Annotated in this window: 10 protein-coding genes and 4 tRNA genes; all 14 read right to left on the bottom strand. The window is 62.9% G+C overall.

The annotated features are described in order from the left end of the window. Positions 1 to 7 precede the first annotated feature (7 nt). The 14 genes from rpoB to trpC all read right to left on the bottom strand — a co-directional run bounded on the left by rpoB (position 8) and on the right by trpC (position 11328). Complete coding sequence (gene rpoB, locus ACAM42_RS03245; RefSeq protein ID WP_369631092.1) at positions 8 to 4132, bottom strand: DNA-directed RNA polymerase subunit beta; 4125 nt, start codon at positions 4130 to 4132, stop codon at positions 8 to 10. Between the two features lie 300 nt (positions 4133 to 4432). After that, positions 4433 to 4807 carry a 50S ribosomal protein L7/L12 gene (gene rplL / locus ACAM42_RS03240; RefSeq protein WP_070063901.1) on the bottom strand — a complete coding sequence of 125 codons (375 nt, stop codon included), beginning with the start codon at positions 4805 to 4807 and terminating at the stop codon, positions 4433 to 4435. A 47-nt stretch (positions 4808 to 4854) separates the two neighbouring features. Beyond that, entirely contained in the window at positions 4855 to 5394 is a 540-nt protein-coding gene (gene rplJ, locus ACAM42_RS03235) for a 50S ribosomal protein L10 (protein ID WP_056584633.1), read from the bottom strand. Between the two features lie 246 nt (positions 5395 to 5640). Next, positions 5641 to 6339: a 50S ribosomal protein L1 gene (rplA, locus tag ACAM42_RS03230; protein WP_062479319.1), complete on the bottom strand. Its 699-nt coding sequence runs from the start codon at positions 6337 to 6339 to the stop codon at positions 5641 to 5643. Then, positions 6340 to 6771, bottom strand: coding sequence for a 50S ribosomal protein L11 (gene rplK, locus ACAM42_RS03225; protein ID WP_056584627.1), 432 nt, complete (start codon positions 6769 to 6771; stop codon positions 6340 to 6342). It abuts the gene before it with no gap. A 141-nt stretch (positions 6772 to 6912) separates the two neighbouring features. After that, entirely contained in the window at positions 6913 to 7524 is a 612-nt protein-coding gene (nusG, locus tag ACAM42_RS03220; protein WP_062479316.1) for a transcription termination/antitermination protein NusG, read from the bottom strand. Further along, positions 7524 to 7907 (bottom strand): preprotein translocase subunit SecE, encoded by a 384-nt coding sequence (secE, locus tag ACAM42_RS03215; RefSeq protein WP_062479313.1) that lies wholly within the window; start codon positions 7905 to 7907, stop codon positions 7524 to 7526. Before secE ends, nusG begins: the two co-directional genes overlap by 1 nt. Before the next feature lie 101 nt (positions 7908 to 8008). After that, a tRNA-Trp gene (locus ACAM42_RS03210) sits at positions 8009 to 8084 on the bottom strand. Between the two features lie 21 nt (positions 8085 to 8105). Next, a complete protein-coding gene (gene tuf / locus ACAM42_RS03205; RefSeq protein WP_062478858.1) occupies positions 8106 to 9299 on the bottom strand; it encodes an elongation factor Tu in 1194 nt (397 codons plus the stop codon). A gap of 73 nt (positions 9300 to 9372) precedes the next feature. Then, a tRNA-Thr gene (locus tag ACAM42_RS03200) sits at positions 9373 to 9447 on the bottom strand. 42 nt (positions 9448 to 9489) lie between these two features. After that, positions 9490 to 9563 (bottom strand) — tRNA-Gly (locus ACAM42_RS03195). Positions 9564 to 9628: 65 nt separating this feature from the next. Beyond that, positions 9629 to 9714: transfer RNA gene (locus tag ACAM42_RS03190), tRNA-Tyr, on the bottom strand. 94 nt (positions 9715 to 9808) lie between these two features. Beyond that, positions 9809 to 10531 (bottom strand): uracil-DNA glycosylase, encoded by a 723-nt coding sequence (locus ACAM42_RS03185; RefSeq protein WP_095950912.1) that lies wholly within the window; start codon positions 10529 to 10531, stop codon positions 9809 to 9811. Continuing rightward, positions 10528 to 11328 carry an indole-3-glycerol phosphate synthase TrpC gene (gene trpC / locus ACAM42_RS03180; protein ID WP_369631091.1) on the bottom strand — a complete coding sequence of 267 codons (801 nt, stop codon included), beginning with the start codon at positions 11326 to 11328 and terminating at the stop codon, positions 10528 to 10530. Before trpC ends, ACAM42_RS03185 begins: the two co-directional genes overlap by 4 nt. Positions 11329 to 11353 lie beyond the last annotated feature (25 nt).

The raw sequence follows: 11353 nt of genomic DNA, 5'->3' as shown, positions 1-11353 counted from the left end.
TTTCAACTTAGGAACGCTCGAGCTCGATGTCGAGACCCAGCGAACGAATTTCCTTGACCAGCACGTTGAACGATTCCGGCATGCCGGCTTCGATCGAGTGCTCGCCCTTGACGATGCTTTCGTACACCTTGGTACGGCCTTGCACGTCGTCGGACTTCACGGTCAGCATTTCCTGCAGGACGTAGGCGGCGCCGTAAGCTTCCAGCGCCCACACTTCCATTTCACCGAAACGCTGGCCGCCGAACTGCGCCTTGCCACCCAGCGGTTGCTGCGTGACGAGCGAGTACGGGCCGGTCGAACGGGCGTGCATCTTGTCGTCCACCAGGTGGTGCAGCTTCAAGAAGTGCATGTAGCCGACGGTGACGGGACGCTCGAACTGGTCGCCGGTGCGGCCGTCGTACAGGTAAGCCTGCGTGCGCGTCTCGGTCAGGCCCTTGAGCTTGGCGATGTCGTCCGGGTAGGCGAGCTTCAGCATGCCGCGGATTTCTTCTTCCGAGGCGCCGTCGAACACCGGCGTGGCAAACGTCGCGCCGCTTTGCAGGTTGGCCGCCATGGCGAGCAGCTCGGTGTCGCTCAGCTGGTCGAGCTCTTCCTTGCGGCCCGAGCCGTTGTACAGCTGTTCCATGAACTTGCGCAGCTCGGCCACCTTGGCCTCTTGCTGCAGCAGGTCACCGATGCGCTGGCCGATGCCCTTGCCGGCCCAGCCCAGATGCACTTCGAGCACCTGGCCCACGTTCATCCGCGAGGGCACGCCCAGCGGGTTCAGGCAGATGTCGCACGGCGTACCGTCGGCCATGTGGGGCATGTCTTCGACCGGAACGATCTTGGACACCACACCCTTGTTGCCGTGACGGCCGGCCATCTTGTCGCCGGGTTGCAGGCGGCGCTTGACGGCCAGGTAGACCTTGACCATCTTGAGCACGCCCGCGGGCAGCTCGTCGCCCTGCGTGAGCTTCTTGCGCTTTTCTTCGAACGCGAGGTCGAAACTGTGGCGCGTCTGCTCGAGCGAGTTCTTGATCGACTCGAGTTGCGAGGCCACGTCGTCTTCCGCCGGGCGGATGTCGAACCAGTGGAACTTCTCGACCGACGACAGGTAGGCCTTGTCGAGCTTGGTGCCCTTGGCCAGCTTGTTCGGGCCGCCGTTGGCGACCTTGCCGGTCAAGAGCTTCTCGATACGGTCGAACGCGTCGGCTTCAACGATGCGCAGCTGGTCGTTCAGGTCGAGACGGAAGCGCTTGAGTTCATCGTCGATGATCTGCTGGGCGCGCTTGTCGCGCTGGATGCCTTCGCGGGTGAATACCTGCACGTCGATCACGGTGCCTTGCGAGCCCTGGTCCACGCGCAGCGAGGTGTCCTTCACGTCCGAAGCCTTCTCGCCGAAGATGGCGCGAAGCAGCTTCTCTTCCGGCGTCAGCGTGGTCTCGCCCTTCGGCGTGACCTTGCCCACCAGCGTGTCGCCCGGCTGCACTTCGGCGCCGACATAGATGATGCCGGATTCGTCGAGGCGGTTGAGCTGCTGCTCGGCCAGGTTCGGGATGTCGCGCGTGATTTCTTCGGCGCCCAGCTTCGTGTCGCGAGCCATCACCACCAGTTCCTCGATGTGGATCGAGGTGTAGCGGTCTTCGGCGACGACGCGTTCCGAGATCAGGATCGAGTCTTCGAAGTTGTAGCCGTTCCAGGGCATGAACGCGATCAGCATGTTCTGGCCCAGGGCCAGTTCGCCGAGGTCGGTCGATGCGCCGTCGGCCACCACGTCGCCCTTGGCGATCTTGTCGCCGCGCTTGACGATCGGACGCTGGTGGATGTTGGTGTTCTGGTTCGAACGCTGATACTTGATCAGGTTGTAGATGTCCACACCGACTTCACCGGCAGCCGCTTCGGCGTCGTTCACGCGCACCACGACACGGGTCGCATCGACGTAGTCGACGATACCGCCGCGGGTGGCCGTGACCACGGTGCCCGAGTCGACCGCGGAGACGCGCTCGATGCCGGTACCGACCATCGGCTTTTCGGGGCGCAGCACAGGCACGGCCTGACGCTGCATGTTGGCGCCCATCAACGCGCGGTTCGCATCGTCGTGCTCCAGGAACGGCACGAGCGAGGCAGCCACCGACACGATCTGCGCGGGCGACACGTCCATGTACTGGATGCGCTCGGCACCGACCAGGATCGATTCGCCGGCTTCACGCGCGGAGACCAGATCGCCAGTCAGCTTGCCGTCCTTGTCCAGGACCGCGTTGGCCTGGGCGATGACGTACTTGCCTTCTTCGATGGCCGACAGGTAGTCGATGTCCATCGTGACCTTGCTGTCGACCACGCGGCGGTACGGCGTCTCGATGAAGCCGTATTCGTTCAGGCGGGCGTACAGGGCCAGCGAGTTGATCAGACCGATGTTCGGGCCTTCAGGCGTTTCGATCGGGCATACGCGGCCGTAGTGGGTCACGTGCACGTCGCGCACTTCGAAGCCTGCACGTTCACGCGTCAGACCGCCCGGGCCAAGGGCCGACACGCGGCGCTTGTGGGTGATTTCGGACAGCGGGTTCGTCTGGTCCATGAACTGCGACAGCTGCGACGCACCGAAGAATTCCTTCAGCGCGGCCGAGATCGGCTTGCTGTTGATCAGGTCGTGCGGCATCAGCGGCTCTTGCTCGGCCTGACCCAGACGTTCCTTCACGGCCTTCTCGATACGTGCCAGGCCGGTGCGGTACTGGTTTTCGGCCAGTTCGCCCACGCAACGCACGCGGCGGTTGCCCAGGTGGTCGATGTCGTCGACTTCGCCGTTGCCGTTGCGCAGGTCCACGAGGATCTTGACCACGGCCAGGATGTCTTCGTTGGTCAGCACCATCGGGCCGGTCGATTCGTCGCGGCCGACCTTGGCGTTGAACTTCATGCGGCCCACGCGCGACAGGTCGTACGTGTCCGGGTTGTAGAACAGGCGCTGGAACAGGGCCTGCACCGCGTCTTCCGTCGGCGGCTCGCCGGGGCGCATCATGCGGTAGATGGCCACGCGCGCGGCGAACTCGTCCACCGTTTCGTCGATGCGCAGCGTCTGCGAGATGTACGCGCCCTGGTCCAGTTCGTTCGTGTAGATGACCTGGATGTCCTGCACGCCGGCCGTGCGCAGCTTCTTGAGCAGCGCTTCGGTCAGCTCGTCGTTGGCCTTGGCCAGGATTTCGCCGGAGTCGGCGTCGACGATGTTGCGGGCGATGACGCGGCCAACCAGGAAGTCTTCCGGCACGCTGATGTGCGTGGTGCCGCCCTGCTCGAGCTCACGCGTGTGACGCGCGGTGACGCGCTTGTCCTTGGCGACCACGACCTTGCCCGACTTGTCGGTGATGTCGAAGCGCGCGACTTCGCCGCGCAGGCGCTCGGAGACGAACTCCATCTGCGCGCCGCTGTCCATCAGGCGGAAGTTGTCGTTCACGAAGAAGTTCGCGAGGATCGATTCCGGGTTCAGGCCGATGGCCTTCAGCAGGATCGTGACCGGCATCTTGCGGCGACGGTCCACGCGGAAGTACAGCATGTCCTTCGGGTCGAACTCGAAGTCGAGCCACGAGCCGCGGTAGGGAATCACGCGGGCCGAGAACAGCAGCTTGCCCGAGCTGTGCGTCTTGCCCTTGTCGTGTTCGAAGAACACGCCGGGCGAACGGTGCAGCTGCGAGACGATCACGCGCTCGGTGCCGTTGATGATGAACGAACCCTTGTCGGTCATGAGCGGCACTTCGCCCATGTAGACCTCTTGTTCCTTCACTTCCTTGACCACCTTCGACTGCGAGGTCGACGACTCGCGGTCATAGATGATGAGCTGCACCTTGGCGCGCACGGCCGAGGCGAAGGTCAGACCACGGGTCTGGCACTCACGCACATCGAACGCCGGCTTCGCCAGGTTGTACTCGAGGAACTTCATCTCGACGAAACCGTTGTGCGAGACGATCGGGAAGGCGGCGTCGAACGCGGCCTGCAGGCCTTCGACGGTGCGTTGTTTGGGGGCGATGCCGGCTTGCAGGAACGCGGTGTACGCGTCTTTCTGCATCTGCAGCAGGTAAGGGATTTCGACGACGCTGTCGCGGTTACCGAAACTTTTTCGGATGCGCTTGCGTTCGGTGTAACTGTACGCGGACGATTGGGCCATGAGAGCTCCGGTGCTTGAGATCTTCAGCGACTTGTCAGCAGTGCCGGGCGAACGGCACCACTGCTTGGCGGCTGGCCACTACCAGCCGTTGGCGGACGGCGATGCATTGCACATCGCCCGAACCAAGGGGTCTTCTGCAGTCGGGTTCAGAAGACACTCAAAAACGTCTTGGCTTTTGCTTTTTCATCGACCTTTCAGTCTCTGAGAAAACCGGCGCCAAGCCGGCTTTTGGGTGCGCTCTGAAAGCGGCAAAGGCTGGAGGGCCTTTTCAGGCACCTCCAGCCCTCTAGGGGGTCTGAATTACTTCAGTTCCACCTTGGCGCCGGCATCTTCCAGCTTCTTCTTGGCGGCTTCAGCGTCAGCCTTCGACAGGCCTTCCTTGACAGCCTTGGGAGCGGCTTCCACCAGGTCCTTGGCTTCCTTGAGGCCCAGGCCGGTGATTTCGCGCACGGCCTTGATCGCCGACACCTTGTTCGCGCCAGCATCCATCAGCATGACGTTGAATTCGGTTTGCTCTTCAGCGACTGCAGCAGCAGCGCCACCGCCGGCAGCGGGTGCCGACATGGCTGCGGCGCTCACGCCAAACTTCTCTTCGATGGCCTTCACCAGGTCGTTGAGTTCCAGGACCGTCATTGCGTCGAGCGCGGTCAGAAATGCGTCTTTATCGAATGCCATTTTTGTTTCCTAACAATTGGGTTGAATATTCAAAAACGAGGGCGCGCTCAGGCGGCCTGCGCTTCTTCTGCCGGTGCATCGGCGACGGGTGCAGCTTCGCCACCACCACGCTTCTCGGCCAGCGCCGCGAGCACGCGGGCGGTACGAGAAATCGGGGATTGCATCAAGCCCAGCAGTTGCGCCAGCAGCACTTCCTTGGAAGGGATGTTGGCCAGTTGCTTCACGCCTTCGACGTCCAGGGCCTTGCCACCGAATGCGCCACCGCGAATCACCAACTTGTCGTTGGTCTTCGCGAAATTGGCCACCACCTTTGCGGCAGCCACAGCGTCTTCGGAGAAGCCATAGATCAGCGGACCGGTCATCTGGTCGCCGACGATCTCAAACGGGCTGCCAGCGACAGCACGGCGAGCCAGCGTGTTCTTCAGAACACTCAGGGTCACACCGTTGCTGCGCGCTTCGCTGCGCAGTTTGGTCATATCGGCCACCGTGATGCCACGGTATTCCGCCATCACGAGCGTTTGAGCTTTTGCGGCGAGGCTGGTCACATCACTGATGACCGCTTCTTTCTCACTGCGATTCAGACTCAAGGTCTACTCCTTTTAATGCGACCTTCGGCCGGGGCCTCGGATCGCGCTTCATGCAGCGACCAACTGTTTCGGAACAAAAATCAAATTCCTTGCAGTGGGGTCGCCATCTGCGCTGGATACCGGAAGGATCGATCCGGCCATTAAGTGCAGCGCCCTGCACACCAGCGGTCTTGGATGGCTCGCGGCAACCGAAGCTGCCGCGACCCACCACATCTGCCCTCTCCTTGCGGGATCGGGCAAATCTCTTTAGCTCGCCGAGATGGTTTGCGTGTCCACGCGGACACCCAGACCCATGGTCGACGACACAGCCACCTTGCGCAGGTACACGCCCTTGCTGGTCGCCGGCTTGGCCTTGACCAGAGCGTCGATCAGCGCAGCGAGGTTGCCTTGCAGCTTGTCGTTGTCGAACGAGCGACGGCCGATCGTGCCGTGGATGATGCCGGCCTTGTCAACGCGGAACTGGACCTGGCCAGCCTTGGCGTTCTTGACAGCGGTGGCGACGTCAGGCGTCACGGTGCCAACCTTGGGGTTGGGCATCAGGCCACGCGGGCCGAGGATCTGACCGAGCGTACCGACGACGCGCATGGCATCGGGGGCAGCGATCACGACGTCGAAAGGCATGTCGCCAGCCTTGACCATCGCAGCCAGGTCGTCCATGCCGACGATGTCGGCGCCGGCGGCCTTGGCTTCTTCAGCCTTGGCGCCTTGGGCGAACACGGCGACGCGCTTGGTCTTGCCGGTGCCGTTCGGCAGCACGACAGCACCGCGAACCACCTGGTCCGACTTCTTCGCGTCGATGCCCAGTTGCACGGCCACGTCGATCGATTCGTCGAACTTGGCGGTGGCGGCATCCTTGACGATGACGATGGCGTCAGCCAGGGGGTACAGCTTGTTGCTGTCGACCTTGCCTTGCAGCGACTTTTGCTTCTTGGTGATCTTGGACATTTACACGCCCTCCACATTCACGCCCATCGAGCGGGCCGAGCCGGCGATGGTGCGAACTGCTGCGTCGAGGTCGGCGGCAGTCAGGTCCTTCATCTTGGCCTTGGCGATTTCTTCGAGCTGAGCGCGCGTGATCTTGCCGACCTTGTCGGTGTGCGGACGGGCCGAGCCCTTGTCCAGCTTGATGGCCTTCTTGATCAAGGTGATCGCCGGGGGCGTCTTGATGATGAAGGTGAAGCTCTTGTCAGCGAACGCGGTGATGACCACCGGCAGCGGCAGACCCGGCTCGACGCCTTGGGTTTGCGCGTTGAACGCCTTGCAGAACTCCATGATGTTCAGACCGCGCTGACCCAGTGCGGGACCGATCGGCGGGGACGGGTTGGCCTTACCAGCTGGCACTTGCAGCTTAATGAAGCCGACGATTTTTTTCGCCATGCTTTGCTCCTTGCGGGTGATATCGCCTTGGCTCTCGCCGCGGCTCCCCGGGGTTAAACGACTCTTCGATCAAGGCCGCGCGCCGAGTCGGACAACGCGCAGCCGGAAACTGGCAGGCCCGCCCGAAGGCAGGCCGCGGGATCAGGTCTTCTCGACCTGACCGAATTCGAGCTCCACAGGGGTGGCGCGGCCGAAAATCATGACCGACACGCTGACCTTGCTCTTCTCGTAGTTGACGTCTTCCACCGTGCCGTTGAAGTCGGTGAACGGACCTTCCTTGACGCGCACGAACTCACCCACGGTGAACTCGACCTTGTGGCGCGGCTTCTCGGTGCCCTGCTGCATCTGGTTGACGATGTCCTCGACCTCTTTCTGCGAGATCGGGGCCGGACGGTTCTTGGCGCCGCCCACGAAACCCGTCACCTTGTTGGTGTGCTTCACCAGGTGCCAGCTCTCATCGTCCATGATCATTTCGACCAGCACGTAGCCCGGGAAGAAACGGCGCTCGGTGGTGCGCTTCTGGCCGTTCTTGATCTCGACCACTTCTTCGGTCGGAACCAGGATGCGGCCGAACTTGTCCTGCATGCCAGCGCGGGTGATGCGCTCGGTGATGTTGCGCTCGACAGCCTTTTCCATGCCCGAGTAGGCATGCACCACGTACCAACGCAGATCAGGGTTGGCAGCGGGGGTCAGGAGAGGGTTCTGCTCCTCTTCCGGCGTGCTCTGCGTGGTTTCAACTGCGTCGTCGGTCATTATTTTCTCCAGCCCAGAATGAGGTCAAAGAACACCCATTCGAGCGTCTTGTCGGTGAGCCAGAGGAAGACGGACATGATCGCCACGAAGGCGAACACATAGGCCGTCATCTGCATCGATTCCTTGCGGGTCGGCCACACGACCTTCTTGACCTCGCGCCACGAGTCACGACCGAAAGCCCACAGCTGACGGCCATTCTCGGAGCTGCCGAAGGCGCCCACGGCCGCAGCCAGGCCGACCAGCAGCGCAGCCCATTGCACCAGCGAGCCTTGGCGCGACAGCAGGTAGAACGCCACGATGGCGCCCACTGCCAGCACCACCGCCGCAGCCAGCTTGGCTTTGTCGGCACCCGTGCTCACGGTTTCGATTTGAGAAGTGGCCATGTCGGCTGATTTCCTGTGGCCTCGCGGCCTTCAATTCAATGCGTCTCTTGAGACGCCGAAGCCCATCGGATCGCGATGGGCTTGTCGGGGTGCCACCTAGGTGGCAGGGGCAGTAGGAATCGAACCTACAACCTTCGGTTTTGGAGACCGACGCTCTGCCAATTGAGCTATACCCCTCCGGTACTCTTTACGCTCGGCTTAGATGTCGAGGATCTTGGCCACGACGCCCGAACCCACGGTACGGCCGCCTTCACGGATGGCGAAGCGCAGGCCTTCTTCCATCGCGATCGGGTTGATCAGCTTCACGGTGATGCTGACGTTGTCGCCGGGCATGACCATTTCCTTGTCCGCGGGCAGCTCGATCGCGCCGGTCACGTCCGTCGTGCGGAAGTAGAACTGCGGACGGTAGTTGTTGAAGAACGGCGTGTGACGGCCGCCTTCGTCCTTGGACAGGACATACACCTCGGCGGTGAAGTGCACGTGCGGCTTGATCGAGCCGGGCTTGCACAGAACTTGGCCGCGTTCGACTTCTTCGCGCTTCGTGCCGCGCAGCAGCACGCCGACGTTGTCGCCAGCTTGACCTTGGTCCAGCAGCTTGCGGAACATTTCCACGCCGGTGCAGGTGGTCTTGACGGTGGGGCGGATACCGACGATTTCGATTTCTTCGCCGACCTTGATCACGCCGCGCTCGACAGCGCCGGTCACCACGGTGCCGCGACCCGAGATCGAGAACACGTCTTCCACGGGCATCAGGAACGTGCCGTCCACAGCGCGCTCGGGCGTGGGGATGTACGTGTCCAGCGCTTCTGCCAGCTTCATGATGGCGCCTTCGCCCAGATCACCCTTGTCGCCTTCCAGGGCGAGCTTGGCCGAGCCGTGGATGATGGGGGTGTCGTCGCCGGGGAATTCGTACTTGTCGAGGAGTTCGCGAACTTCCATTTCGACCAGCTCGAGCAGCTCCTTGTCGTCGACCATGTCGCACTTGTTCAGGAACACGATGATGTAGCCCACGCCCACCTGGCGAGCCAGCAGGATGTGCTCACGGGTCTGGGGCATCGGGCCGTCAGCGGCCGAGCACACCAGGATGGCGCCGTCCATCTGGGCAGCGCCGGTGATCATGTTCTTCACGTAGTCGGCGTGGCCGGGGCAGTCCACGTGTGCGTAGTGGCGGTTGGCCGTTTCGTACTCGACGTGCGCGGTGTTGATCGTGATGCCGCGGGCCTTTTCTTCAGGCGCTGCGTCGATCTGGTCGTAAGCCTTGGCTTCGCCGCCGAACTTGGCCGACAGCACGGTGGCGATCGCCGCCGTCAGCGTGGTCTTGCCGTGGTCAACGTGACCGATCGTGCCCACGTTCACGTGCGGCTTGGTGCGGGTGAATTTACCTTTTGCCATTTTTCGACTCCGAAAAAAACGATTTCAACGCATGCAGATGGGTCGCAAGCCTGTCGTTGCAACCCCAGAAAACTGGTGCCCTTTGCGGGAATCGGACCCGCGACCTCTCCCTTACCAAGGGAGTGCTCTACCACTGAGCCAAAAGGGCTTTTGTTCTAACCAAATCGCTTCCGGCGCCGAACCGGGTCTCTGGAGCGGGAGACGGGAATCGAACCCGCGTCATCAGCTTGGAAGGCTGGGGTTCTACCATTGAACTACTCCCGCATCGGGGGCACTTCAAGGCACCCAAAGCGCTAGATCCAATCGCTCTTAGAAACCAAATTCATCGCTGGTGGAGAGGGCTGGATTCGAACCAGCGTACTCGTAAGAGGGCAGATTTACAGTCTGCTGCCATTAACCACTCGGCCACCTCTCCGGCGAACCTCGAAATATAGCACGATTTTGTGACTACACAGGATTCCCAGCAAAAGATGAAGCGTGGAAACCTGCTCGAGGTGTGAAGCCTCTGATTATGAGCGAAGTTCGGAGCCTCCCGACTGCTGCGCCTCACGCCATGCACGGGCTTGACCAAAATGACCGCAGCCGATGAACGGAACCGGCGGCCGAAGCGCAGAAAGCGGCGAGGGATGATTCGACATCAGCACCTTATGGCGCCCAACGTCGATCAACGCACGCTTACTTTGCGCGTGCGAGCCCCATAGCATAAAAACAACAGGTCGTTCGCCCTGCGCCACATGGCGAATCACGGCGTCGGTCAGCACCTCCCAGCCGCGGCCTGCATGGCTGGCCGGCTGGGCTTCTTCGACCGTGAGGCAGGTGTTGAGCAGCAGCACGCCGTGCGTCGCCCACTTCACGAGACTGCCGCCCGGGTTCGGAAATGCCGGCGGCGGCGTGCCCAGGTCGCGCTGGAGCTCCTTGAAGATGTTGCGCAGCGACGGCGGCAGCGCCACGCCCGACGCCACCGAGAAGGCCAGGCCCTCGGCTTGCCCGCGCCCGTGGTACGGGTCCTGGCCCAGGATCACCACCCGCACGTCTTCCGGCGGCGTGAGCTCCAGCGCCCGCAGCGGCTGCGGCGGAAAGATCACCGCCCCGGCGTCGAGGCGCTCGCGCAGGAAACCCTGCAGCTTCTGCCCGACCGCGCTGGCGAAGAAATCGTCGACCAGCGGCTGCCAGCCCGGCGCCACCGGCCAGTCGGCAGGATCGCTGCTGGACAGCTGGTCCGGCCGCGTCATTTGAACAATGCGGCGAGCGCCTCGCCGGGTTCCTTGGCGCGCATGAAGGCTTCGCCGACCAGGAAGGCGTTGACGCCCGCAGCGCGCAGCGTGGCGACGTCCTCGCGCGTGGCAATGCCCGATTCGGTCACCGGCAGGCGGTCCGCCGGCAGCCTGGGCAGCAGATCGATGGTGGCCTGGATCGACACCTCGAAGTTGCGCAGGTTGCGGTTGTTGACGCCGATGAGCGCCGTCTTGAGCTTCAGCGCGCGCTCGAGTTCAGCCGCGTCGTGCACTTCGACCAGCACCGCCATGCCCAGCCCGCGCGCGATGGCCTCGTAGTCCTTCATCTGCGCGTCGTCGAGGCAGGCGGCGATCAGCAGGATCGCGTCGGCGCCCATCGCGCGCGATTCGTACACCTGGTAGGCGTCGACGATGAAATCCTTGCGCAGCACGGGCAGGTCGCACGAGGCGCGCGCCTGCTTCAGGTAGTCGACGCCGCCCTGGAAGAACTGCTTGTCGGTCAGCACCGAGAGGCAGGCCGCGCTCACCACGCCGTCGCCCTCGGCATAGCTTTGCGCGATGTCGGCCGGAATGAAGTCTTCGCGCAGCACGCCCTTGCTCGGGCTGGCCTTCTTGACCTCGGCGATCACCGCCGCCTGGCCGGCCGCGATCTTGGCGCGCAAGGCGGCCTCGAAGTCGCGCGTGAGCACGCGGCTTTCGGCGTCGAAGCGCACGGCTTCGAGCGGGGCGCGCTTCAGCGCGGCGGCGACTTCCTGGCGTTTGACGGCGACGATCTTGTCGAGAATGTCTGACATGGCTTGCTCTGCTTTCGGTGGCACG

The sequence above is a fragment of the Variovorax sp. V35 genome (assembly GCF_041154465.1).
Lineage (GTDB): Bacteria > Pseudomonadota > Gammaproteobacteria > Burkholderiales > Burkholderiaceae_C > Variovorax > Variovorax boronicumulans.
This window is presented reverse-complemented; position numbering and strand designations above follow the sequence as displayed.

Excerpts from the sequence above, each read along its gene's own strand:
- rpoB (WP_369631092.1), bottom strand. The coding sequence starts at position 4,132 with ATGGCCCAATCGTCCGCGTACAGTTACACCGAACGCAAGCGCATCCGA.
- rplL (WP_070063901.1), bottom strand. The coding sequence starts at position 4,807 with ATGGCATTCGATAAAGACGCATTTCTGACCGCGCTCGACGCAATGACG.
- rplA (WP_062479319.1), bottom strand. The coding sequence starts at position 6,339 with ATGTCCAAGATCACCAAGAAGCAAAAGTCGCTGCAAGGCAAGGTCGAC.
- rplK (WP_056584627.1), bottom strand. The coding sequence starts at position 6,771 with ATGGCGAAAAAAATCGTCGGCTTCATTAAGCTGCAAGTGCCAGCTGGT.
- nusG (WP_062479316.1), bottom strand. The coding sequence starts at position 7,524 with ATGACCGACGACGCAGTTGAAACCACGCAGAGCACGCCGGAAGAGGAG.
- secE (WP_062479313.1), bottom strand. The coding sequence starts at position 7,907 with ATGGCCACTTCTCAAATCGAAACCGTGAGCACGGGTGCCGACAAAGCC.
- tuf (WP_062478858.1), bottom strand. The coding sequence starts at position 9,299 with ATGGCAAAAGGTAAATTCACCCGCACCAAGCCGCACGTGAACGTGGGC.
- ACAM42_RS03185 (WP_095950912.1), bottom strand. The coding sequence starts at position 10,531 with ATGACGCGGCCGGACCAGCTGTCCAGCAGCGATCCTGCCGACTGGCCG.
- trpC (WP_369631091.1), bottom strand. The coding sequence starts at position 11,328 with ATGTCAGACATTCTCGACAAGATCGTCGCCGTCAAACGCCAGGAAGTC.